Origin of the sequence: Aureimonas sp. AU40 (assembly GCF_001463785.1) — a bacterium.
Lineage (GTDB): Bacteria > Pseudomonadota > Alphaproteobacteria > Rhizobiales > Rhizobiaceae > Aureimonas.
Genome location: NZ_BBWL01000042.1, coordinates 86370 through 108164 on the forward strand (window position 1 = coordinate 86370; position 21795 = coordinate 108164).

Genomic DNA, 21795 nt, shown 5'->3' on the forward strand with positions numbered 1-21795 from the left:
GGAAGACGATGACGACACCTGCCGAATACGACTACGCCCTGCTGAATAGACTCGCCGAACAGGGCTTCGACGGCGCCCGCACGATGCCTAATTCGGCGCGGGCCCCCGACCGATTCAACGACATGAACCGCAAGGGCTGGATCCCGAGAAACCCGGGCGCCTCCATCCTGACCGTCGCCGGCCGGAAGGCCCTCGCCGCGATGGAGGCGGACCGCACGCTGGACATCGGCCGCATCGACCGGGCGCTCGACATCGAGAAGCGCATCGAGGCGCATGTCGCCGTCATCGATCCGTGGCTCGGAGTGGAGTTCTACCCTGCCGAGCGTGGGACCGCCGACGTCGCGCCCGTGCGAGAGGGTCGAGACATCTACGGCGCTCAGGTCTCCTATCAAATCGAGACCGTCGAGGAGGCGCAGGAGCACTTCGACGCGTTGGACCTCGTCGAGCATTTCTTCATGCCGCTCGCCGTCGAACAGTCGAGGCACGACGGCATGGACGTCTTCCGGTTCGTGGGCCTGCTCGCCCGACCGAAGAAGCACAACGGCCGACAGGTCGCCCGCTTCCCCCGCCTCGCCGAGGAGCGGTTCCACGTCCTCCGGCATCCGACCTACGACGCCCTGCTCAGGGCTCCGAGCCGCCGCGCCCTGCTTGAGCTCGCCGAGGCGTACAGGCCGCCGGCTGATCCGATCGAGGAGCCGCCCGAGCCGACGCCTGAAGAGATCGAGCAGGACCGCAGAGACGCGTCCGCGTTCGCGTACCTGTTCTGACGCGCATCCGACCGGAACGCCGCCCTGCATCGACGCAGCGCAGCCATAGACACCTGCACGTGTCGGACGACCGGCCGACGCGTCGCACCGTATCCTCCAGTATATCCTGATCCCCTTCGCAGCACCGCCCTCGCCGCCGCCGCTCCCGTCGGCCATGCACACGCCCGCCTGTCGCCGCGCCGCCGTCTGCATCCTGCCCACGCGGAAAGGTGTATGCATCCTGCCCACGCATGCGAACGCCCGTGCGCCCGTCGGCCATGCACACAGACCGTCAACGGCCGCGCCGACGCTTCTTCTCGCTTTCCCGCCTGCTCTCCAGCACGAGCATCACGACGAGGACGACGGCGACGTAGCCGATCAGGGTGATCCCCGTCAGGCTCCAGAGGTGCCACCGTTCGCGGTCGATCCTGATCTCGACCATGCCCAACGGCGGCACGAACACGCACGCGAAGAACAGCAGCGTCAGCGCGACGAAGACGAGCGTCGCCGTGGTCGAGATCGGAGAGGCGCGCCATTCCGCCAGGTACTCGGCACGCTTGCCCGCGTCGGTCGCGAACGCCCAGACGCCGACACCGACCATCGCCGCCAGCATCAGCAGGAAGACGAAGCCCATCGCGCTACCGCTCCACAGACGTGTTGAAGCGGACGCTCGCCCAGGCCAGCACGCCCGCCGCCAGAAGCACGGCGATGGACAGCAGGTAGCGCTCGTCGCCGATCGTCACGCAGTTCTCGACCCGGCCGCACGCCTTCGCGACCTTGGCGTCGATCCTGTCCAAGGCGCCGATGCCCATCCAGAGGACGAACGCGAACACGGCGAACGGGACGACTCGGGTGTAGAAGGTCTGCATGCGTGGCTCCTCGACGCCGCACGATACCGGCCGGACGGCAGGGCGCAAGGCGCCGGCCGGCCGACACGCAGCCGCACACGACGCAGCGCCGCCGTTCCTGCCCGACGCAGCCGTAGCCGACCAGGACGCAGCCAGAGTGGGCAGGCGGCGGCAGGGCGCAAGGCGCCGCCGCCTGCGAGCGCAGCCATGCATGGGCAGGACGCAGCCGAACGAGGCAGGACGGCGGACGCGCCTAGTGCAGGATGCAGACGGGACAGGACGATCGCTGACGCCGATGCCGGACGCAGACGGAAGACTCCGCAGCCGATGTCGGGATGATCCCCCGGGCCAGGCTCCGCCCCATCCACGCACGCCCGCCCCATATCCCGTGCGCCCGCCTGCCCGCCTGCGCGCCCGCCCGTTCTCCATCCCGCATGCCCGCTGCCCAAGGGTCCGCATACCGTGCACACCCATCGCATCCAGCCCCATACGTCCGATAACGTTCGCTTATCGGACGTATGCCGACGAGGCCGAAACGCCTGCGCCGCAAGGGTTTCGGGCATGCGCGCACGTCCGAGCGCCGCCGTATCGGGGCCGCCGCCGACCCCCCGCCGCCGCCCGGGGCCGCCCGCCGGGGGGAGGGGGTTCGCCGTCGTGATAGAGGGCACATGACCCCTCTGAAGACACGCACCGTTTTCAAAATTCCGGCCCCCTCCCCGTATGCGTGGCAAACACTTTTCCCGTCTGCCTCCTGCACACGTTCCCCTCTGCCGCCGCTCCTCCCCTTTCCCCCGCCGCTCCGGGCGATTCCGCCGCCGAATCCGCCCCGTCCGCCGCCCTGTGTGCATGGAGCGATTGCAGTCGAAAAAACGCGCCGATTGCAGTTGTCTGCATGGGACGCCGAAACCCTTGCGCCACAAAGGCTCCAGCCGCCCCTCGCCGCCCGCGTCCGGATTCATCTGACTCGGGTTTCGTGACTCTGGGCCCGAAAACGGACTGAATCGGCCTGATTGCAGTTGTTTGCATGGGGCGGGACGCCGCCGGACACGGAAACGGCCCCGCAGGACGAATCCTCGGGGCCTCTGGTGGCTGTTTCGGCGTCGAGCCGCGAAAGGGACGGATCCGCTCTCACGGGTCAGAAATCGAGTCTGCGGGCGCGCTCCTCTTCCGTCTCCTCGGTCGGCATCGGGTCGAGCTGGACGGCTTCCCATCCGGCCGGGAATTCGCCGTCGCCCGTCCAGGCGCAGACGCCGGCGCTGAGGTTCTCGCCGAGATGAAACCGGAGTTCGTCGATCTTGAGAATGGCGTCGTCGGACGGCTGCTCGTTACTGGGTCCGTACGCCTGCGCGATCCAGGTGCCGTGCAGGAGCACGGTGGCCTGCGACCGGCCGTCGGCGTCGCGAAGGGAGAAGACTCCGCTTGTCGGTTCCAGGCCGTCGAAGCTGACGCTGCCGACGCAATGCTGCATGACGCGCCCCTCCTCCTGCCGCTGCGCCTTCGTCCGCAGGTGCTGCCAGGTCCATCCGTTGTCGTCGTAGCGGTGCACGACCTCGGCCTCGGCGGCGACGATCTGGGCCGCTTCCTGCATTCCGAGATGCCAGGCGCGCTGCCGGCGGTCGATCTCCGAGAACGACATGCGGGTTATGGCGTCCCAGACCTCCGGCTCGGTCCTCTCGACATGCGCGATCCAGTCGCCGATCGGGTCCAGATCCCATCCCGGGGGAATGTGCAGGACGGCGGCCTTCGCGGCTTCGGCCGACATGCGCTCCAGAACGCGGCTCTGCGCGAACGTCCTGGCGGCGAGATGGGCATACTGCTTTCCGTACGCGTACGGCTGGGGAGCGACTTCAAGGTAGTGCGGATACGTCCGCGTCGCGACGGCCTTGGCGATCTGTCGGACGACATGGAGCACCACGGGACTTTCGATGTCTCCGAACGGCGGCCGGCGCAGACGGGAATGGATCCAGAGGACGTCGGTCAAGCGGGGGTCGGACATGTGCAGGCCTTTCGCCATCTGTCTCCGGCCATGCGCCGGCGCATCATGCATACGCCGTAGCGACGCAAGATCTCAGGGTATCGACCGTCCGGGCTCGTAGGCACCGATCTGGCGGATGAGCCGGAGGATCGCGGCGTTGTGCTCGTCGCCGAGCCTGGCGTTCCGTGGCCCCGCCTCGTTGGCCAGCGAAATCCGGCCGCCTCCGACGACGAACTCCACAGTCGCGTGCGAGACGCCGGCCGGATCGCGGAGCGAGAATATCAGGCAGTCGCGATCGTAGTTCCCGCCGCCGACGCAGTGCGCCATGCTCGCCCCTTCGGCGTCGAGGAGTTCGGGCGTGTCCAAAAGATGCCAGGTCCAGCCGCCGTCGAGGCGCAGGATGACGTGACCGGGCGTCGCGGCCCTGCCGATCGTTCTGGCGGCGGCCTTCGCGATGCGGGCGTGCCGGCGCTCGGCATGGGCGCGGATCGCCGGCCAGTCCATGCGCGGAATCTTCCCGTAGAGCCTCGGGTCGCGCTCCCGCGTGCTCAGCACCCAGTCGCGCACCATCCGTAGGTCGCGCTGGTCGAAGCGGTAGAAGAACCCGGCTTCGACGGCGCGGTGCTGCCATTCGGCGATCTCGGATGGCAGGTCCTCGGGCGCCGGTAGGCCTCGGCGGCCGTAGATGCGGCACGGCACAAGGCGCAGGCCGCACGTGTTGCGGGCGACGGCGCGGCACATCGCCTTCGCGACGGCGCCGGCGGTCGCCGGGTCGATCCGGCCGTAGGCGGACAAAACGCGGAAGGCAGTCCGGATATCGCCCAGACGGACCTCGTGATGGGAGTGGTCTCGCATGCAGGCTCGTCCGCCTTCGTGTTCCGGCCTGTGCCGATCGAGAGGAGGCTATGACGATGGCGCCGAGAAGCGCAAGCTCGAGGTCCGGGTGCGGTTAACCGTCCGCTTTGACTCGCTCCGCATTCTCACCGCTCGGGGCGCGTCCGCGTCGTCGAAGGAGGAATGCGGACAATCCGCTGACGCACGCGGACGTATAGGGGATCGTCAAATTCCAGTGCATTCCATGCAGTGCGACTTGGCCCCATCGATGCACGACGTCGCGGTCAGGGGCGTCGATCCAGCGCAAGACCTCGGTCTCGTTCGTCGCATCGATCGGCTCCACGCCGATCAGATACGTCGTCTGCTTCATCCCGGAAACGGTGAGACCGACCCCGTATCCGGCGGCGACGGCAAGGCACACAACTACGACCGTGCCGATGCCGCGGGCACTTATGATGGGTTTCCCGGTCGCATATCTACGGCGGACCCACATGCCCAGCGCGGCTCCGATGGCAGAGAGCCAGAAGCCCTGCCCGATTGCCGGAATCAGGAGATCCTTGTCGGTTTGGAACGCAAGCGTCCAGGCTGCCACCCACCCGATCACGGTGGAGACGAGGAACACCAGAACGCGCCAAGCGCGATGATCGAACCACGATCCCGATACGGCGGTGGCCGCGCCCGAGATCAGCAACGCTGCGATCGAGATCAATCCCATTCCGTCCTACTCCCACCGCATGGTCTTATCTGCCCCGGTCACGGCTTCTTGGATTCCCTCAGTCGTTTTGCGGCCGCTTCGAACGCGTCCGCCAGTTCCACGCGTGCCGCCTTCCGGTCGTCTTTGGTCTCGCTCCGCATCTCTCGTAGAGCCCGATTCTGGGCGCTGTGATATCCTGCGGCAGAGTAGTTCAGCGCTGCCGCGACCATGGCGTCGACGAACTTCGGGGCGTCTTCGATCGTCATCCAGACGTCGGCCGTCAACGACCCGTTCGCCGTCCAGAGGGACATCTTACGGTCATGATAGTAGGAACGGCTGGGCTCGATTGGGCCCGATCCGAAAAATTGGCGATGTGAGGGGTACGTCAGCAGAACCGTAATTGAAGCGTCTTTTTTAGATGCCATCGAATCCTCCCGAAGCTTTCCCGTCGGCAGGATGGCAGGGTTCGGCCGCTGCGTGGAGTCAGACGACACCGCGCAACTGCTCCCAGTTGTCCTCATACGGGTCCAGCCATCCTGCCCCGCGCTCGATCGAGATGCCGGTTCGATCGAAGTTCGGAAGGAAGCGCCGGTGATCCGTCGAGTTGCGCATCCTACCACCCTTTCCCGGTGTCGAGAGCCAAACCCGATACGACTCGCGAATGGTCTCGGCGACTACTGCGCTTGGCAGCACCCAACATCTCGGATGCGCCTTCAGATCGACGCCAAAATCGACGAAGCAGTAGAACAACAGTTCGCCGACGATCGCCTCGTGCTTTTTGCCCATGTGCCAACCACCGTCCCCGCCAAGCTCACGACGGGACTTCACCTGTAGTGATGCAAGGCGGTCGCCGACGGCGTCCGTGACGACGATGTCCGTGTTGGGCACGCCGACGGGCGCGAGCGCGGCGATGAAGTCGCGTCGCAGGAGCTGGCTCATCACGTAGTGCTCGCCGGCGGCGCCCGTAAGATTCATTCCGTCCTCCTCACTTCGCGACCGGGATTTCCGCCAGCCGCGTCGTCCATGCGGGGCTCTTCATCGCACGCTTCGTGTCGAAGGATCGAGCGCCGATGCCGGCGGCGCCGAGCGCGACGGCCTCGCGACCGAACCTGGCGTTCAGAGTGTCCATCGCCGACATCAGGTCCGCTCCCCGGCCGTCGATCGCCGCGAACATGTCCGTCTGTTCCCGCCCCTGATCCGTCAGGTCCTCGAGCATCACGCCGCACTTCGTGTAGACGCCGCCGGGTTGCCACATGCTCTCCACCATGCGGCTCGCCCACTTCACGATCATGCGGGTATCGTTCGTTGGTGGCGACAGGCGGCAGGACCGCTGCGCGCTAGGCGCGTTCGCCTTCCGGCCGTTCCCGTGCGCGAAGCCGATCAGCCGGCCGGCGACGCTGCCTTGCTCCCGGATCTTCTCGGCCGCCCTCGCCGCCCGCCGCGCCATGGCCTCGCGCAGGCTGTCCAGGTCGGTGACGGGCTCGCCGAACATACGCGTCACGGCCGTCGCCTGGCGCTTCTCAGGCTCGACCACGAGCTGCTCGTCTCCGATCCCGTTCAGCTCCCGCACCAGCCGCTCCAGCACGACCGTGCCGACGCTGCGCGCCTGGTGCGGGTCCATCGCCGCCAGATCGGCCGTCGTCCGGATCCCGAGCGGGCGCAGACGCTCCGCCAGAGCGCGGCCGATGCCCCATACCTCTTCGACGGGCCAGTTCTGGAAGAGGCGCTTGCGCAGCTCGAAGTCGTGGAGGTCGATCACGCCGCCGAAGACCTTCTCGCCCGCCTTAGCCAGCCCGTTAGCGACCTTGGACAGGGTGCGGGTCGGGCCGAGGCCGATGCGCGTCGGCAGGCCGGTGTCCCGCTTGATCTTGGCGATCACCGCCAAGGCCGTCGCCGTATCGCCGAGGCCGTCCGGGCGGACCGGCAGCCGGAACCACGACTCGTCGATTGAGTAGATCTCGATCTGGTCCGAAAACTCGGCGATCACGGCGTTGAAGCGCCGGTTCATGTCGCTGTAGAGCTCGTAGTTCGAGGACCGCAGTTCGAAGCCGTGCTTGCGGATCAGGTCGCGCATCTTGAAGACGGGGGCGCCCATCTTGACGCCGAACGCCTTCGCCTCGGCCGACCTCGCGATCGCGCAGTGGTCGCCGTTCGATAGGACGAGGACGGGCACGCCGCGGAGCTTCGGATCGAAGACGCGCTCGGACGAGACGTAGAAGTTCTCGACGTCGACCAAGGCCCACGTCATCGCTGGTGATCCCGGACGCTGGCACGGACGACGCCGAAAATCTCGACGGTCTCGTCGCAGATGCAGATCGGGTACGTCAGGCGGCTGTTGCGGTGCTCCAGATACGCGACGCCCGACTTAATGCAGAGCTGCCGGCAGACGAACCCGCCCTCGACGGTCGCGATCACGATGGAGCCGTTGCGCTGCCTGGCGTCCCGGTCTACGACGACGATGTCGTGGTCCTCGATCCCGGCCTCGACCATGCTCGATCCGGATATCCGGAAGACGAAGGCCGCCGGCCGGTCGATGCGCAGGAGCTCGATCAGCGAGAGGGCGTCGTCTTCCCAGTCCTGAGCCGGCGAGGGAAAGCCGGCACCGGCGGACGCGACGACGCGGAGGCGGAAGCCGGGCGGTATGGCCGTGATCGGATGGGGACGGTTCGAGAGATGGAGCATGCTAGATTCCCAGGGCGCGACTCGGTCAACCTAGCGATCGAACATATCGTGAACATTGCGAATAGGAATAGATGCCGATCTGCCGCTGTGGATTTCGGTGAAAAGATCTTGTTTTCCTGCCACCTACGGATGCTGCGCAGTTGGAGAGCCTTCGCGTCCCATGACTACCCGTACGGAGAAGCCGGCCGCCCTCGATCCGGAATTTGCGAAGCTCGTGGAGCGCCTGGCGCCCCTCCACGCCATGTTGATGGCCTGCCCGCCGATCTCAGATGCTGACCCCAAGTCCAAGCCGCCGGAAGCCGCCGGCGTCTATCTCTTCACCAACGCGGACGGCCCGCTCTACGTCGGCCGGACGCGCAACCTGAGGAAACGGCTGTCCGGTCATCGGAAGGAGTATTCGAAGACGCAGTCGGCGGGCTTCGCCTTCCTCCTGGCACGCAAGGCTACCGGCTGGGACAAGCCGACCTACCAGCAGGGCGAAGGCTCGCGGAAGTGGCTCGAGGAGAATCCGGAGTTCATGGCGGCGTTCGAGCTGGCGAAGGGCCAGGTCCGGACGATGACGTTCCGCTACGTCGAGATCGAGGATGCGATCACGCAGTCGATGTTGGAGATGTATGCCGCCTTCGTGCTGAAGACGCCTCACAACAAGTTCGAGACGACCTGATCGCGGTGGCGACCTCTCCTATCGCTATGGTCAGCGCGTGAACTCGTCCGGCTGGACGCCGAAGTTACGTGCCAGGACAGACTCCTCTGCATGCGTGATTGGCCGGCCGTACTCCAGCGTCCGAATGGACGTGACGTGCAGCCCCGTGCCTCGCTGAAGAACTATCCGTCGTGGACCGACATCACCGATCGTTATCGAAATAGTCGTCGTCGTATTCATCGTACGGCTCTCCGAAGTCGAGCGACGTGAGGATCTCGACCCTTACGACGTTGTGGAACAGGCGGTCGTACTGGACGAAGAAGCGGCCTTTCACTTCGTCGTCCCATTCATCCCGACCGTGCGCACGCCCGCCGTCCTCATCCTCGATCTGACCGACCCAATCGACCTCCAGGCCGACAAGGGCCTGGAACCTGGCGGTCATGGCGACGATCGGTCCGTGGACTGATAAGACCTTCCAATTTTCCGTCAGCCCGATCTCCCGGAGTTCCGTCCCGTCGACCGTGGCCGCCTCCAGGCTCGTGCCACGGTAGACGAATTCCGCCGTCCGCAGCGCGACGTCCATTCGATGGAAGAGCTGGTCGATGAAGTCCTGCTCGTCCACGATCCGATCGATCAGCGCGACGACCTCGGGGTCCTTCGCCTCGGCGAGCATGGCGAGGAACGCCGGCAGGCCCTTGACGGGTACGAGCATAGGCGTCGAACCGGCATGTGCGAGCATCGCCTCGTCGAGGGTGACGATATGCACGTCGGCATTGTTCTCCCACGCCCACGTCCTGGCTGCATCGACGATGAAGGCGTCCGGAAACTCCTTGCTCTCCCGCGCCTCGAACGGCGCCTGGCGAGCCATGTATCGCTCGAGGATCCCGGGCAGCTCGATCGTATCGAGGTCGTGCTGCACGGCACGGTATTGCCACAGGAGGCGCAGGACGAACCTGGACCTAACGGAGGTCACGGCGGCGGAGACGTCGATCGAGGGCCCGATCGCGACGGCGTCCAGCGGGAAACGCTTGTTCCATGACTCAATGTGCTTGGCGTTCTTGCGCTGCTCCCGCGCCATCTCCTCCATCTGCTCCGTCAGCCACCGGGTCACCTCGAACAGGATCAGCAGATCGAAGTGGAGCACCAGGTCGAACTCCTCGACAGCGGCCTTCAGCTCGTTAAAGAGCCGGCTGTCCAAGTTCACCCGCTCCTTGATGAAGACGTTGCTGTCGATGAGGAAGTGGCGGCTGCGTGGGCCGACGGGCGCGGCGATCAGCTCGGCCATCTCAAGCTGCTCTTCGACTACGACTGCGACTGCGTCCGACATGCCGACTCCGACCGATACCCACCGAGGCTAGCATCGGCGACAGCTTGGGTCACTCCATCGCCCGTCGTGGACTCGAAGACTCGTTCGTCCGATCATCCAGCACGGCAATCCGGAGAATCGCTCATGCGCCCTGCCCTCGTCGTCCTGCTGGTGGTCGCTTCCGGTCCCACCGCCGCCGCGCCCGGCTGCGTCCTTCCGACCGTCGAGGTGAAGCTCCAGGCCGGCAGTGTCCCGACGCGGAACCTCGCCGCCATGTCGGACGGAGACCTGAAGATCTTCCTTCGGGGCTACGCCGACGGCCTGCGCACCCTGCCCTTCCTCTCCGTGCCGGCGGCGTGCGACGAGGCCGTGAAGGCCTGCCTCAAGGCGAGGACCGACGACGAGCGGGTGATCGACCTCCGGCGGTTCATGGCGGACAACCCCGGCGATTTCGACAACCCGGCTGCGGTGACAGTCTACGAGGTCGTCCTGGCGAACTGCGTGCACGGAGAAGCGGAATGAGGACGATGCTGGCGATCGCCGTGCTCGCGATGGCGACCGATGCCGGCGCGGCTTCAATGGTCTGCGAGAGCTACGGCCTCGGCACCGACGGTCTGAAGGCCAACCGCCGCTTCGTCCGGATTACGACGGACGGGACCGACGCCCTCCTGGTGACCCGCGCCGAGGGCGAGGCGCCGGCTGAGGACGCGGAAACGGTGCGATTCGGAACGGTCTGGAGGTCGGACGACGGGCTGCGGGTCGTCGCCTCGTCGATATCCCGGCCTGCCGAGAACTCGCTAGATTCGCCCGTACGACTGCTGGACGCCGATTTCGCACGCGGCAATTTCCGGGAAGAGACCATGGGCGGGCTTATCGACTTCGACGCCGTCGTCGCTGATGGCAAGGAGTGCAGGCGTTTAGACTAGCCTGCGACCATCCTGATCGGCACGACGAAGGACCGCACCAAGACGGCATGCTGCGCCGACATGATCGGCGGGCGGTTTTTGATCGTGCGCAGCAGCACGACGTGCAGTCGCGCGTCCCGTTTGACGTACCGCAATGTGTGGCCAGCTGGGTTGCGGAAGGCTAGGTGTCAGGAGAAATTATGATAGTTGTGGATGCTTATACAATTCTACCGCCAGACGAACGTCGAACCGAAGGTTGTAGCTTGTAGAACCGGAAGGTCGGCAATATCGTCACTGAATGGCTAACAGTTCCCTTTTCACAATCCTCCACATCAGCGACTTCCACTACTCCTCCCGACGAATCCGGGAGCAGAAACCGATCGTTGACGCGCTCGTGGCCGACCTTCGGAGCATATGCATAGGCCACCGCAAACCAGATCTCGTAATGTTCACTGGCGACCTAGTTCAGGCTGCGGGAACGGATCTCCACGACGTCGCCTACGATTTCCTTTTGGACCGAGTTTCCAAAGCGACAGGCTGCAGCGACGAGCGCATCTACATCGCGGCTGGCAATCACGATCTTTCTTGGGTGGGTTTGCAGAAGTTCGAGACCGAAACTCGGGAGTGGCGGGCGCTCGTTGGCAAGCAGGACGAAACCGAAAAATTCAACGAGTTGCACGAAGCCCGGGCCTTTGACGCCGCTGTCGCCGAGAAATTTGCGAATTACCTAGACCTCGAAAAGTTTCTTAGCACGGGTTTTCGAGGTAGCGCACGTAAGCTCACCAACGCATTCGTCACGGTCGATCACATCGAAGCGCTGAACGTAGATGTCGTAACGTTCAACACGGCCGTACTATCGACCGGCGGCCACAAGTCGCATGACAGAGACGAGCGCAATCTAGTCGTTCCGGAATATGCCGTTATGGATGCGGTCGGCGTCCTCAAGGAAGGCTCGCTGCGCATCTTCGTCACGCACCATCCGCTCGCGCATCTCAGCGAACAGTCGGCCCGCTATCTCGAAGCCGAGATTACGAAGCACGCGCAGATCCATCTGTTCGGCCACATGCACGATCCGCAACCGCGCAACATCGTCGGACTTCGCGGAGAGGTCATGACGGATCAGGCCGGCGCGATCTTCACCAGCCGCAAGGAGTACTACAACGGCTATTCCCTGATCACCCTCGACCGCAGCAACGGTCACGCGGAGATCCTCGTCCGATCGTACTTCAAGGACCGCGACGAGTTCGACGAGGGCACCGACGTCGTAAGGGAGGGACGTTGGTGGCCCTCCCAGGAGGCACGCGAACACTTCCGCAAGATCGCCGCTCCGGTAGACGAAGCCGCGTTTCGCGATCATCTGCGTGGACCGGCTCTCGAGGCGCTGCTCGGCCGCGAGAACGCGAGCCATGGCGATCTCGAGTCGCACGATCGGTTCGTTGCCCCACCGCTGAGGCGCACGTTCATCCAGGAAGAGTCGGGGGACGACACGAAGGTCCAGGCCGAAACGCCGATCCAATTCAAGGAGGTCGTCGAAGGCGACGCGAATCTAATCCTCTACGCACGCGCCGAGTACGGGCGCACCACGCTTCTGCGCGAATTACGCTACCGCCTGCTTAGCGATGCGCCGATGGTGAGGTTCCCGAGGGTGCCGGTCCTGATCGACTTCGCCGACATCAGCGTGAATGCCGATAATATGCTGAGGAAAGCTAAGGCCGGGTGCGAGGAAACGCCTGATGCGAACGACCTCGAGTCGCTCCTCAAGCTTGGACACGCCTGCGTCATGATCGACGATGTGATGTTCCACGACGGCAAGCGCATGAAGGTCGTTCGTGACTTCGTTGAACGGTATCCGAAGGCGAGATACGTAATCTCCAGTCCTCAGTATTCCGCTACGAAGATGGGGGCTTCGATTGACCCGGAGCTGCCGGTCAGGTTCGAGTTCGTGGAGGTTCTCGAACTCCGCCGCAACGACATGCGCCAGCTGCTCGCCAAGGATGATCGCTGCACCGATGTCGAGGGTTGGCTGGATCGGCTGCAGGACGAGTTCCGCGAGATCAATCTGCCGTTCACGGCGGCCAACGGCTCGATCCTAATCGAGATCCTGGCAGAGAAATATAACTTCTCACCAATCAACCGTTCCGTGTTGATGGAACAGTTCGTGGACTCGACACTCAGGAAAGCCGCGATCGATCAAAGCCGACGCGAAACGTTCGACTACACTAACAAGACAAGTCTGCTTTCGTCCATTGCGGCATGGATGGCGCGAAACGACGACTACATTCCAAGCCGCGAAGCGGTCCGGACCGAGATGAGAAGTTACATAGAGAACGTCGGCCTCATCCAACCGGTCGACGATCTCCTCGCCGAATTCCTGTCGGCACGCATCTTCGTTGAGCGGTCGGAGGCAAGAATTAGCTTCAGATACCGCGGCGTTTTGGAGTACTTTATCGCGCTCCGCATGACTACGGACCCTGAGTTCAAGGAATGGGTCGTCTCGGACGAACACTATCTAAGGTACGTCAACGAGATACAGTACTACGCCGGCAAACTGAGAAACGACGTTGCGCTGATCACTCAGATCGCGGAACGTCACAAACGAATTCTGGCCGAAACATGGACCGGCCTCGAAAAGCTGGATCTCAACCAGTTCGATTCGATCGTCTTGCCTAGGGATGACGAGGACTCCGTTTCAGTACTTGAACGCGAAATCGCCTCGCCCCCGCTGTCCGAGGCGGAGAAGGATGCCGAGCTGGAGACGGAAATACCGACAGATGCCGAAGACCGACAGGAGGTCTTTCGTCCGAGCATCACGGAGGATGGAGACAAGATCCTACTGTCGCTCTTCCTTTATTCGGGACTGATCAAGAACATGGAGTTGATTCCCGACGCGACGAAGCGTGAGCATCTGTCTGAGATCTGGCGTGGTTGGGCGATCCTCCTTGTAGCGTCGCTGAGGCTGGCGCCGCGGCTCGCAAAGGAACGGCGTATCAGGATCAACGGAGCCCTCTACGAAGTCCAGGCTCCGCATGGCATGAGCGACACAACTCTTCTACGCAAGATGATGCTCATGCTGCCGCACGTGCACGTGAAGCTGCTGTCCGGGGCATTGGGAACTGAAAAGCTCGAACGACAGCTGTCTGAACCATCGCCGAACGGAGAGAACGAGCCGAAGATCTACGAGTTCTTCCGAACGAGCTTGGTCGCCGACCTTCGACTTCCGGCGACACCGGTCACCGCAACGGCGCTAACGGAGAAGTTCCGAAACAACCGATACTTGTTGTTGTCGTTTATAGTCCACCTGAGTGAGCTGCGGCGGCTCGATCGGGTTCGGAAGGAGCATTTTGTAAAGCTCGAAGCGCCGATTGCCAAGGCGATCGCCGGCTTGCGAAGTTCGTCGCCCGAAGGTAGGAGAAAGGAGACTGACAAGGAACTCGCACGTCTTACACGCGAACGTCTCTTGGTCACGATGAAGAAGGAACGGGAAACGTAGCTTCATCGCGGAAGGTCGGGTGTCGATCTTACTACTTTTTCACTCCGACTTCACTGAATAGGCGTGGATCGTGCCGCCGCACGTCGGGCACCTGACGTTCAGATGTCTGTGGTCGTGCTGGTCCCGGAAGTCGCCTTCCTGGAAGTCCCCGTCAGCGCGGACACACTCGATCGCCGTCCGGCAGTGGGAGCAGGTGCCGGCGAAGGGATTGTGCTCGGGCAGCCTACCCATTCGGGCGACCTTGATCGTCATGGCGCCGCCCTCCTCGCCGCGAACGCCGCCGCAAGCATCCGCTCGGCCTCGACGATCTCCACAGGATCCGCCGACATGCCGGCGACGATCCTGGCGGCGACGATCATTTTGAAGGGGAGGATGCCCCTCCGGGCCCCGCTCTCGCGCAGCTCCTCGTAGCGCTTCTAGTCCATGGGCAGCGTCGACGTGCCGACGGCGGCCGGATCGCCAGAGGCGTAGACGCCCGGAGCGTAGTTCGAGGTCCAGACCCGCCGGGTGACGCCCTCCTGGGCGACGTCGTAGGACGATGCCTCGCCCTCGATCGACGCCGATCCGAAGCCTTCGATGGGATACTCGACCTCCTCGACGATCCGCCGCGACGGCGTGCCCGGAATGTCGAACCCGCGCACCTTCTCGATCTCGGTTTCCGGTACGATGAACCAATCGGCGGCTAGAATGTCGGTGCTGGATGCCGACCACCCCATCAAGATCTTGTCGTCGGCGGTCTTCATCAGCAGGTACGGCAGCACGTCCGCCTTCCCGCCGTTCCGTTCGGCGAACGCCCTAGTGTGCGGATTCCAGAACTTGTCCGCGGGCAGGTCGACCTGACGGTCACCGCTACAGATCCAAAGGCGCGGCTCGTCGCCAGCGCCCGGCAGCTTGTTGCCGTTCCAGCCCAGCCGGGAGACCCGGTCGCCGACCTGCATCATCCGCAGCGCGCCGCCGAAATCCATGGTCCTGACGCAGACGGTCCCGGAGTCGCCGAGCTCGGCCAACTCGCGATCCAGCTCTCGCCAGATGGCGGGACTGTTGGCCGAATAACCCTCGCGATGCAGACGGTCGGCGATACGACGAACGTTGACGGATCGAACATCGGTCCCCTTCTTGTCGAACCACGGGTTCTTAGCCATCCACTCGGTCTCGAACGCACTTGGCACGACGGGCGGCGTGGTGGTGCCCAACGTCGCCATTACGTTCTCTTCGTTGCTCATCTTGCTCTCCTCTCCTCAACGACCCGCGATCGCCCGGGCGATCTGCGCCGGCACGCCATGCTGGATTTCGATTCTCATGACCGGGCCGTGGCCCGTCTTCCTGACGTTCCGGGCGACGTGCTCCGTGACGATCGCCATCGCTTCGACATCGTCGAGCCAGCGCGGTTGCCCGTATTCGGTGACCGCCGCGCCGACGCGCACGGTCGCGTCGGCGATCCGGGCCGCATACTTCTCCGCCGGCGGCGTGTTGGCGCGGCCCTGCGCCTGCATGCGGCGCACGCCTGCGATCTGCACGGTGACGTGCGGTCGGCCGGCGGGATCGCGCAGCGAGACGATCGCGCCGCCGCGGCCGAGCCTGTCGTAGCTGCCCTGCCCGACGCAGTGGCCCATGGCATCGCCTTCAGCGTCTCGCTCCGCATCCGTCCGGACCCACACCCATGCCCAGCCGTCGTCGTACCGGTGGAGGACCGGGCACGAAGCCAGGTCGACCGCGGCGGCCTCGGTCTTCCGCTTCGCGAGGGCGGCATGCCAGCGGTCCTGGGCCTGCCAGAGAGCCTGATAGTTCATGCGCGGAAGCTTTGCGTAGCGGCGAGGATCGTCCTGGCGGACGGAACGGATCCAGTCCACAATCGGCAGGACGCCGTACTGCGTTGGCGTCAGGGGCCACCCTGACGAGGACGGACCATCCAACCTTTCCATCGCGTCCGCCGCGATGGCGACCATCTCGCGGAGCTCCTTCGGATAGCGGTAGCCGCGACAGGACTGGCAGCGCTCTTCGGGCCTCGCGGGAAGATCTCCTCGGACCATGGCGCGAGCGAACGTCTTCGTCACCGAGACGAGAATGGCTTCGTCCGGGCTCCCCGCTTCGGCGTAGAACTCCCGGAACGTGTAGGCCCAGATTCGACCGACATCGGCGACAATACGGGGATGGGTGGCGACATCGCTCACCTCCTCAGCCCTCCGATCCGTCGAGGCCGATCGCGTGCTTCACGCTCTCGACGACGCGCCGATTCCCCTGCTCGTAGCCGTTCTGGAAGACGGCGCGCAGCGTTTCTGGGAATTCGAGACCACCGACCCGGAACCACTTGCCCGGACGGGTCTCGAAGTCCTCGAGCCGCGCCGTCCTCCAGGTGCCGACGACGCCGTAGGCCCGCCGCACGATGCCGCGCTGCTCGTCCTTCTCCTCGCCGACGACCCGGACGGCCGCGTCCTCGCAGACGACGTAGCCCGACGGAACGTCCGCCGGCACGACGAGATCGTCCTGGCCGAGTCCGCCGCCCTCGGTCCAGATCATTTCGAACGCCGGCTCGCCGCGACGGGGGCGGACGAGTAGGAGCATGAATGCGATCGGTGCGGTGTGCGTCATCGGCTCCTCGATCGGCGCCGGATTCGGATCGTCGCCGGGCTCCAGGAAGGGGTCGTCGCCGCGCCCCTCGACGACGGCGGCCGCAAGGATGTCTTCGCGCTCGATCTCAGCGGTGGTCAGCGTGGTTTGGGCGTCGGTGTCGGACATGGGTGCCTCGATGGCGCAAGGGGATCGAGGCGGCCGCCGGAGCAGCCGCCGGCGGGATCAGCGGAAGGTGATGGTGGGCTCTGCTCCGAAGTTCTGACCGACCCTCCTCCGACGGGTCTCGAGGACGCGAAGGTACGTGCGCATCGCGGCCTCTTGGGAAACCAGGAGATCCCGGTCGATGTCGGCCAGACGACGGTAGTCGGCGGACTTCACGAACGCCGCCAGGTCAAAGAGGCGCTTGTCGAGCTCGAGCGCTTCGGCGTCGAGACGCTTCCAGAGGACCTCCCTCGTCTCGCCGCCGTTCTCAAGCTGCGCCTTCTCGGCATCGGTCAGGCCGTCCTTCGGTGTCGGCACCGGCGGGACGTAATCGGGCGCGTAATCCAAGATGGTGACACCGGAAGCCGCTCTCGCCGCCGCCTGGTCCTTCGTCAAGGCCGCCTGTTCGATCGCCGCGCTCTCGCCCTCGTGCAGCTGCGGCTCCGCCGGCGACGTGCCGAACTGGAGCAGATCCGCGACGGCGCGCAGGCGATCGACCGAAATGCCGGACACGGAGATCGAGACGCCGGCGCCGGAGACCTGGACGGCGGGCGGAGCCGATTGCGATGCTCCCGCCGACGACTTCCCGAACACCCGGACGACATCGTCGTCGCGGCTGATCGTGTAGAAGCTCGGCGACGCGTGGATGCGGAACTTCACCTTGGCGCCGGACGCGTCCCCGGCGTGGACCGGGAACGTGATCTCTTCCGGATGCCGGTGGCGCTGCATGTGGAAGAGGAGGTCGTGCAGGACGACCTGCACCTGCCGATCCGGGATGCCAAGGGCGGCCGCCACTTCAGGACGGCGGGAGAGGATGTAGGCATCGGTGTTGCACGCCAGCGTGTGGCGGCCGATGACGACGGGCTTCAGGGTGGTCATGATCGCAGGTCTCGTTCGTTGGCGCTTTTACGCAGCGCGGTCGGTGGAATCGGGAATGCGGCGGATGGTCTGGTGCCGCGTCCCGTGGGCAGCGAGCGCGTTGAGGATCCCGAGCAGTTGCCGCTCGCGGTATGCGCCTTCGCCCATCATGTTGCGGTCGAGGTCCGAAAGTTCGAACGCGATGTTCGCGGCCAGGTCCTCCAGGTCGACGTGGCTCTGCCAACGGACCTCCGGCAGCGTCCCGCCGGCGGCCCCGAGATACGCCTCGACGACGTCCATCCCGCCCGGCGTCATGCCGTGCGACGTCAGGATCTGGCGATCGAGTTCCTCGACCGCCCTGCCCGTCGCCGCGATGGAGAGAGCGATCACGGATGCGGCCTTCCGGACGACGCGGATCTTCCGGCCGTCGACGGCGAGGTGCGGGACGGCGCCGACGATGACCGCAGACGAGCTTCTCCGACAGCGTCGCGTTGGCCGACCAGAGAGGCCACCGGCAGCCCGAAGCGGCGACGACCGGCCGGGCCAGCGCCGTCGGGCGGAAGGCCTCCGCGAGGATCCGGTCGCGCTCGACCCGAAGACGCGCCTTCTCGGCGGCGACCTCGTCCAGCTGCTTCATCGTCAGGACCTTGTCGGCGAAGGCCCGCGTAGAGTCCGCCGGCAGGAGCGGAAGGACGACGGCCGTCCTCGCGGTCTTGGACCTCTTCGGCGGCATCGGCGACGGGATGGGACGCGGCGCCAGGGTCGTGATCGCGGTCCCGGACTTGCGCAGCGACGGCAGCACGGTCCGCCGGGGCACGCCGAAGCGCGACGAGATCTCCTCCGCGGACCGACCCTTCTCGGCCAGACGGCGGGCTTCGTCGAGCTTGGCGCCGACGAGGGTCAGGACCTTGGCCCGCTGCCGCAGCTGGATGCCCTTGCGGTGACACAAGCCGATGATCGCGTTGCGGGTCGTGCCGGGGAATTCCGAGGCGATCTCCGACGCGCTGCGGCCGGCGTCGGCCATCCGGCGGATTCTGGCGACGTCGTCTTCGTTCCAGGGGATGTTGGCCATGGTCGATATCCTTTCGTGGGTTGGGGATCAGTCGGCGTCCATGCCGACGAGGCCGCGGTTGCCCCCCCTCTCCCGCCTGACGGCGACGCGGGTCTCGCGGGTCATGAAGCGGGGGCCGGAACGACCCCGCGGCTTCGGGCGGGCCTCGCCCGGCTTCTTCGGGTACGTCGTGACTACGGTTCCCTCGACAAGGATGGCCAGGACGCCGCCGATCTCGGCGATCCCGTCCTGCGGTGCGTTCACGTCGAAGAGACTGCCGACGATCCGCCGGCGCATGTCGTGGACGGGCAGTCCCATCTCGGCGCCGAGGTGATGGAGCAGTTCCCCGTCGTCGAGGCCGCCGAGGCGGTCCCGCACGGCTTCGACGCCGATGCGCTCCACCCGGTCGATCCAGCGCAACATGGCGTGGTCCGAGACCTTGAAGCGTACGTACCGGCGGGCGCTCACGCGACCGCTCCGTCGATGCCGAGGAACGCCAGGTAGACATCCATCGCCTCGATCATCCCGACGGGGACGACCGGCCCACGCCGGACGGCCTCGTCGATGCGGGACCGGGCGACGGAGGCCGGAACGCCGGCCTCCTGCGCGATGCGCTCGATCGGGGTGCCGACCCGGTCGAGATACCGGGCGCGGGCCGTCTGCTCCGCGTCCCAATCGGGAAGGTCGGGGCCGGTCATGCCGTCCTCGTCCCGTCCAGCGTTCCCCTGAGGTCCTTCATCATCTTCAAGGACCGCTGCTCGGCCGCGATGCGCGTCTCGATCGAGGCGATCTCCGCGTCGAGGGCGACGACCAGGGCGGGCGCCGCGGTCTTCGGCGAGGAGGCGGCCCGTCCGCGCACGAGAGACCGCTTCTTCTTGACCGCGGCGGTGGTGCGGCCGAGGTGCCCCGCGATCTCCACGAGGGACTTCCCGGCCGCGTCGGCCGTCGAGAGGTATTTCAGGTCGGCGTCCGTCCACGGAGCGCCGAAGGGATTCTGTTCGGTGGTGTCGGCGGACATGGTCGTCTCCTGTTCGGCTTCGGTTTGGGTCTGCTGGACGACTTCGGGCTTGGCGTCCCGGATATCGTCCACCACGGGCGCCTGCTCCGGCAGGGCCTCGGGGACCTCGTGGACGATCTCGGGCGCGGACTGGGCAATCTCGTCCGCCGGCGTCGCGACGTCGGACGGGTAGAGAAGCTTCAGCGGCTCGGCATCGAGGTCGCGGGGAGCCGGATACGGCATGTCGACGCCGTAGCGGCCTGACACGTAGGACCGAGTCGCGTTCGGGGTCCGGCCGTCCTTCGCGAGCATGGCATCGATCTGCGCGATGGTGAGGGGAACGATCCGCGAGATGCGCAGCGACGTCGCGCCCTCTGCGTGCAGCTCCAGGACCCGGCTCTTCGTCGCCATGGTCGAATAGCCGGTGCTGCGGTCCGAGATGGCATCCTGATGCCTCCGGCGGATCTTCGCGATCTCGCGGTCGACCTGCACGACGCCGCAGCCGAGGACCTTCGCGATCGTGCGCGAGTCCTTGCCATCGGCCCAGAGCTTCTCGATGCCGACCATCATGTCGACGGTCCACCCACCCTCCCCGGTGCGACCTGGATCCTCGGAAACGTTCGGAGCATCGGGACCGGCGGCGGCGCGAGCCTTCGCGATCTCGCGGACCTTCAGGCCCAGGTACGTCGCCCTGTTCTGGACGCTCGCCCTCTGCTGCCCGAGCCCGATCGCGATGTCGGCGACGGCATGCCCGGCCAGCATCCTGGTCCGGATCGTCTCGTCCTCCTGGGGCGTGAAGAAATGCCGGGCATCGATGGACTTCCGGGCGTTGACGACGGTCCCGAGCGGGATCCTCGGCGTCTCGACCTCGAAGCCCGCCTGCTGCAGCACGACGGCCGCCTGATCCTTCGAAACGCCGACGCGCTGGGCGATGCGGCTGAGACGGTACTTCTCGACGCGGTGCAGCTCGACGATGCGGTCGCGCTGGAACTGCGTCAGCTGCTGCGACGCGCCGAGGCGGGTCATACGGGTCTGCACGGCGCCGACGGAGACGCCGAACTGGTCGGCGACGACCGGACCCGGCGTCTTGAGGAGGGAATGGAGGCGGAGGGCTTCGTCCTCCTCCGCGGTCCACTGCTTGTAGCCTGCACGGACGCCCATCAGAGTGCCCCCTGCTCGGCCGTAGCCTCGGTCAGGTCGACGCGGTACGCCGCCTTGTTCTTGAACGGCGCTAGGAACGCGTCGTCGAGCGCGACGCCGGCGTCGGCGGCGACCTTCTCGGCGACCTGCTTCCACTGCGTCCCGCCCGGGATCAGGTTCCGAGTGGCGACGCAGCCGACGCCCTTCGTGGGCTTGTCGGAGAGCTTCACGAACTCCGCCGGCGCCTTCTCGAGCTCCTCGAAGCGCTTGCGCATCTGGCGGATCATCTGGAGGCTGTCGGCGACGGTCAGGCCGGAGAGGAGGTCCTCGGCGGTGACCAGGAGGGCGTTCAGGCCCTCGACGGTCACATCGTAGTTCTCGCGGTGCGAGAGGTTGGCTCTGGCGGACATGGGGGTGCCCTGTGTTGGAGTTGTCGCTACTGGTTCGTTGGCCGTTTTACACGCGACGTCGGGACGGCCAGCCCGCGCCACTTCGTGTCAGGCTGCGCGGGCGGAAGTCGCTCGCACGAAAAGCTGGAAGTCATCCGCGTGCGTGCCGGACGAGAGCCGTGCGACCGCGGCCAGGAGCCGGATTTCGGACTCCTGGTACGGGTACAGCCCGACCAGCATGTCCTCGACCCTCTTGTTCGGCGTGTTGACGCCGGACTCGGTCTGGGAGATCAGAGGTCCCGAGCAGCCGATGCGCCGGGCGAACTCTGCCCGGGTCATGTCGGCGTCGGAACGCAGACGGCGCATGAACGACCCGAAGATCTGCCGGTTCAGCAGGTTGGGATCGCTCGTGGTCAGCGTCTCGGTCGCGGTTTCGGGGGTAGCGGACATTCCAGGTCTCCGTCT

26 protein-coding genes and 1 pseudogene are annotated in these 21795 nt (G+C 65.6%); 6 read left to right on the forward strand and 21 right to left on the reverse strand.

Going from position 1 to position 21795, the window contains the following annotated elements; translation table 11 throughout:
* Positions 1–8: 8 nt before the first annotated feature.
* Positions 9–767, forward strand: a complete 759-nt coding sequence (locus AUL32_RS16515; protein ID WP_062117143.1) for a hypothetical protein — start codon at positions 9–11, stop codon at positions 765–767.
* A 271-nt stretch (positions 768–1038) separates the two neighbouring features.
* Here the strand turns inward: AUL32_RS16515 and AUL32_RS16520 are convergent, their stop codons facing one another.
* From AUL32_RS16520 to AUL32_RS16560, 9 genes are all read right to left on the reverse strand, one after another.
* On the reverse strand, positions 1039–1380 hold the full coding sequence (locus AUL32_RS16520; protein WP_062117145.1) for a hypothetical protein: 342 nt from the start codon (positions 1378–1380) through the stop codon (positions 1039–1041).
* Positions 1381–1384: 4 nt separating this feature from the next.
* A complete protein-coding gene (locus AUL32_RS16525) occupies positions 1385–1615 on the reverse strand; it encodes a hypothetical protein (protein WP_062117147.1) in 231 nt (76 codons plus the stop codon).
* A gap of 1114 nt (positions 1616–2729) precedes the next feature.
* Entirely contained in the window at positions 2730–3590 is an 861-nt protein-coding gene (locus tag AUL32_RS16530; protein WP_062117150.1) for a hypothetical protein, read from the reverse strand.
* A gap of 72 nt (positions 3591–3662) precedes the next feature.
* Positions 3663–4424, reverse strand: a complete 762-nt coding sequence (locus AUL32_RS16535) for a hypothetical protein (RefSeq protein WP_062117153.1) — start codon at positions 4422–4424, stop codon at positions 3663–3665.
* 94 nt (positions 4425–4518) lie between these two features.
* Positions 4519–5118 carry a hypothetical protein gene (locus AUL32_RS16540; RefSeq protein ID WP_062117156.1) on the reverse strand — a complete coding sequence of 200 codons (600 nt, stop codon included), beginning with the start codon at positions 5116–5118 and terminating at the stop codon, positions 4519–4521.
* Between the two features lie 38 nt (positions 5119–5156).
* A complete protein-coding gene (locus tag AUL32_RS16545) occupies positions 5157–5408 on the reverse strand; it encodes a hypothetical protein (RefSeq protein WP_062117158.1) in 252 nt (83 codons plus the stop codon).
* A gap of 172 nt (positions 5409–5580) precedes the next feature.
* A complete protein-coding gene (locus AUL32_RS16550; RefSeq protein WP_062117161.1) occupies positions 5581–6072 on the reverse strand; it encodes a hypothetical protein in 492 nt (163 codons plus the stop codon).
* 10 nt (positions 6073–6082) lie between these two features.
* Entirely contained in the window at positions 6083–7345 is a 1263-nt protein-coding gene (locus tag AUL32_RS16555; RefSeq protein WP_062117164.1) for a Y-family DNA polymerase, read from the reverse strand.
* Positions 7342–7779 carry a LexA family protein gene (locus AUL32_RS16560; RefSeq protein WP_062117167.1) on the reverse strand — a complete coding sequence of 146 codons (438 nt, stop codon included), beginning with the start codon at positions 7777–7779 and terminating at the stop codon, positions 7342–7344. The genes AUL32_RS16555 and AUL32_RS16560 overlap by 4 nt, the downstream gene beginning before the upstream one ends.
* A gap of 160 nt (positions 7780–7939) precedes the next feature.
* On the opposite strand from AUL32_RS16560, the gene AUL32_RS16565 reads away from it, so the two are divergent.
* Entirely contained in the window at positions 7940–8443 is a 504-nt protein-coding gene (locus AUL32_RS16565; RefSeq protein WP_062117170.1) for a GIY-YIG nuclease family protein, read from the forward strand.
* A gap of 181 nt (positions 8444–8624) precedes the next feature.
* Here AUL32_RS16565 and AUL32_RS16570 read toward each other — a convergent pair whose 3' ends face one another.
* On the reverse strand, positions 8625–9707 hold the full coding sequence (locus AUL32_RS16570; RefSeq protein ID WP_156421501.1) for a PIN domain-containing protein: 1083 nt from the start codon (positions 9705–9707) through the stop codon (positions 8625–8627).
* Between the two features lie 165 nt (positions 9708–9872).
* On the opposite strand from AUL32_RS16570, the gene AUL32_RS16575 reads away from it, so the two are divergent.
* The 4 genes from AUL32_RS16575 to AUL32_RS25295 all read left to right on the forward strand — a co-directional run bounded on the left by AUL32_RS16575 (position 9873) and on the right by AUL32_RS25295 (position 14534).
* Complete coding sequence (locus AUL32_RS16575; protein WP_062117177.1) at positions 9873–10250, forward strand: hypothetical protein; 378 nt, start codon at positions 9873–9875, stop codon at positions 10248–10250.
* 5 nt (positions 10251–10255) lie between these two features.
* On the forward strand, positions 10256–10654 hold the full coding sequence (locus tag AUL32_RS16580) for a hypothetical protein (RefSeq protein ID WP_156421502.1): 399 nt from the start codon (positions 10256–10258) through the stop codon (positions 10652–10654).
* Between the two features lie 277 nt (positions 10655–10931).
* The gene (locus tag AUL32_RS16585) at positions 10932–14123 is read left to right on the forward strand and encodes a metallophosphoesterase (RefSeq protein WP_062117185.1); all 3192 of its coding nucleotides are present in this window, start codon (positions 10932–10934) and stop codon (positions 14121–14123) included.
* Positions 14124–14225: 102 nt separating this feature from the next.
* Positions 14226–14534 (forward strand): hypothetical protein, encoded by a 309-nt coding sequence (locus AUL32_RS25295; protein WP_156421503.1) that lies wholly within the window; start codon positions 14226–14228, stop codon positions 14532–14534.
* A gap of 5 nt (positions 14535–14539) precedes the next feature.
* On the opposite strand, the gene AUL32_RS16595 is transcribed toward AUL32_RS25295, so the two are convergent.
* The 11 genes and pseudogenes from AUL32_RS16595 to AUL32_RS16645 all read right to left on the reverse strand — a co-directional run bounded on the left by AUL32_RS16595 (position 14540) and on the right by AUL32_RS16645 (position 21780).
* Positions 14540–15346: a Thoeris anti-defense Tad2 family protein gene (locus AUL32_RS16595; RefSeq protein ID WP_062117191.1), complete on the reverse strand. Its 807-nt coding sequence runs from the start codon at positions 15344–15346 to the stop codon at positions 14540–14542.
* A 15-nt stretch (positions 15347–15361) separates the two neighbouring features.
* Positions 15362–16294 (reverse strand): PcfJ domain-containing protein, encoded by a 933-nt coding sequence (locus tag AUL32_RS16600; RefSeq protein ID WP_062117194.1) that lies wholly within the window; start codon positions 16292–16294, stop codon positions 15362–15364.
* Between the two features lie 4 nt (positions 16295–16298).
* Entirely contained in the window at positions 16299–16859 is a 561-nt protein-coding gene (locus tag AUL32_RS16605; RefSeq protein WP_062117197.1) for a hypothetical protein, read from the reverse strand.
* A gap of 57 nt (positions 16860–16916) precedes the next feature.
* Positions 16917–17774 carry a crAss001_48 related protein gene (locus tag AUL32_RS16610; protein WP_062117200.1) on the reverse strand — a complete coding sequence of 286 codons (858 nt, stop codon included), beginning with the start codon at positions 17772–17774 and terminating at the stop codon, positions 16917–16919.
* A gap of 27 nt (positions 17775–17801) precedes the next feature.
* Positions 17802–18143, reverse strand: coding sequence for a hypothetical protein (locus tag AUL32_RS26035; protein WP_062117203.1), 342 nt, complete (start codon positions 18141–18143; stop codon positions 17802–17804).
* Positions 18144–18216: 73 nt separating this feature from the next.
* Positions 18217–18825, reverse strand: a pseudogene (locus AUL32_RS26455) (GcrA family cell cycle regulator); the annotation flags it as partial.
* 27 nt (positions 18826–18852) lie between these two features.
* On the reverse strand, positions 18853–19272 hold the full coding sequence (locus tag AUL32_RS16625; RefSeq protein ID WP_062117209.1) for a hypothetical protein: 420 nt from the start codon (positions 19270–19272) through the stop codon (positions 18853–18855).
* Positions 19269–19502 (reverse strand): hypothetical protein, encoded by a 234-nt coding sequence (locus AUL32_RS16630; protein WP_062117212.1) that lies wholly within the window; start codon positions 19500–19502, stop codon positions 19269–19271. Before AUL32_RS16630 ends, AUL32_RS16625 begins: the two co-directional genes overlap by 4 nt.
* Entirely contained in the window at positions 19499–20962 is a 1464-nt protein-coding gene (locus AUL32_RS16635) for a hypothetical protein (protein WP_062117215.1), read from the reverse strand. The genes AUL32_RS16630 and AUL32_RS16635 overlap by 4 nt, the downstream gene beginning before the upstream one ends.
* Positions 20962–21351 (reverse strand): hypothetical protein, encoded by a 390-nt coding sequence (locus AUL32_RS16640; RefSeq protein WP_062117218.1) that lies wholly within the window; start codon positions 21349–21351, stop codon positions 20962–20964. Before AUL32_RS16640 ends, AUL32_RS16635 begins: the two co-directional genes overlap by 1 nt.
* 87 nt (positions 21352–21438) lie before the next feature.
* Positions 21439–21780, reverse strand: a complete 342-nt coding sequence (locus AUL32_RS16645) for a helix-turn-helix domain-containing protein (RefSeq protein ID WP_062117221.1) — start codon at positions 21778–21780, stop codon at positions 21439–21441.
* Between the last annotated feature and the right edge of the window lie 15 nt (positions 21781–21795).

Bases quoted from the DNA above. Each gene is read 5' to 3' on its own strand.
- AUL32_RS16515 (WP_062117143.1), top strand. From the start codon at position 9: ATGACGACACCTGCCGAATACGACTACGCCCTGCTGAATAGACTCGCC.
- AUL32_RS16520 (WP_062117145.1), bottom strand. From the start codon at position 1,380: ATGGGCTTCGTCTTCCTGCTGATGCTGGCGGCGATGGTCGGTGTCGGC.
- AUL32_RS16525 (WP_062117147.1), bottom strand. From the start codon at position 1,615: ATGCAGACCTTCTACACCCGAGTCGTCCCGTTCGCCGTGTTCGCGTTC.
- AUL32_RS16530 (WP_062117150.1), bottom strand. From the start codon at position 3,590: ATGTCCGACCCCCGCTTGACCGACGTCCTCTGGATCCATTCCCGTCTG.
- AUL32_RS16535 (WP_062117153.1), bottom strand. From the start codon at position 4,424: ATGCGAGACCACTCCCATCACGAGGTCCGTCTGGGCGATATCCGGACT.
- AUL32_RS16540 (WP_062117156.1), bottom strand. From the start codon at position 5,118: ATGGGATTGATCTCGATCGCAGCGTTGCTGATCTCGGGCGCGGCCACC.
- AUL32_RS16545 (WP_062117158.1), bottom strand. From the start codon at position 5,408: ATGTCCCTCTGGACGGCGAACGGGTCGTTGACGGCCGACGTCTGGATG.
- AUL32_RS16550 (WP_062117161.1), bottom strand. From the start codon at position 6,072: ATGAATCTTACGGGCGCCGCCGGCGAGCACTACGTGATGAGCCAGCTC.
- AUL32_RS16555 (WP_062117164.1), bottom strand. From the start codon at position 7,345: ATGACGTGGGCCTTGGTCGACGTCGAGAACTTCTACGTCTCGTCCGAG.
- AUL32_RS16560 (WP_062117167.1), bottom strand. From the start codon at position 7,779: ATGCTCCATCTCTCGAACCGTCCCCATCCGATCACGGCCATACCGCCC.
- AUL32_RS16565 (WP_062117170.1), top strand. From the start codon at position 7,940: ATGACTACCCGTACGGAGAAGCCGGCCGCCCTCGATCCGGAATTTGCG.
- AUL32_RS16570 (WP_156421501.1), bottom strand. From the start codon at position 9,707: ATGGCCGAGCTGATCGCCGCGCCCGTCGGCCCACGCAGCCGCCACTTC.
- AUL32_RS16575 (WP_062117177.1), top strand. From the start codon at position 9,873: ATGCGCCCTGCCCTCGTCGTCCTGCTGGTGGTCGCTTCCGGTCCCACC.
- AUL32_RS16580 (WP_156421502.1), top strand. From the start codon at position 10,256: ATGCTGGCGATCGCCGTGCTCGCGATGGCGACCGATGCCGGCGCGGCT.
- AUL32_RS16585 (WP_062117185.1), top strand. From the start codon at position 10,932: ATGGCTAACAGTTCCCTTTTCACAATCCTCCACATCAGCGACTTCCAC.
- AUL32_RS25295 (WP_156421503.1), top strand. From the start codon at position 14,226: ATGTCTGTGGTCGTGCTGGTCCCGGAAGTCGCCTTCCTGGAAGTCCCC.
- AUL32_RS16595 (WP_062117191.1), bottom strand. From the start codon at position 15,346: ATGAGCAACGAAGAGAACGTAATGGCGACGTTGGGCACCACCACGCCG.
- AUL32_RS16605 (WP_062117197.1), bottom strand. From the start codon at position 16,859: ATGTCCGACACCGACGCCCAAACCACGCTGACCACCGCTGAGATCGAG.
- AUL32_RS16610 (WP_062117200.1), bottom strand. From the start codon at position 17,774: ATGACCACCCTGAAGCCCGTCGTCATCGGCCGCCACACGCTGGCGTGC.
- AUL32_RS16630 (WP_062117212.1), bottom strand. From the start codon at position 19,502: ATGACCGGCCCCGACCTTCCCGATTGGGACGCGGAGCAGACGGCCCGC.
- AUL32_RS16635 (WP_062117215.1), bottom strand. From the start codon at position 20,962: ATGGGCGTCCGTGCAGGCTACAAGCAGTGGACCGCGGAGGAGGACGAA.
- AUL32_RS16640 (WP_062117218.1), bottom strand. From the start codon at position 21,351: ATGTCCGCCAGAGCCAACCTCTCGCACCGCGAGAACTACGATGTGACC.
- AUL32_RS16645 (WP_062117221.1), bottom strand. From the start codon at position 21,780: ATGTCCGCTACCCCCGAAACCGCGACCGAGACGCTGACCACGAGCGAT.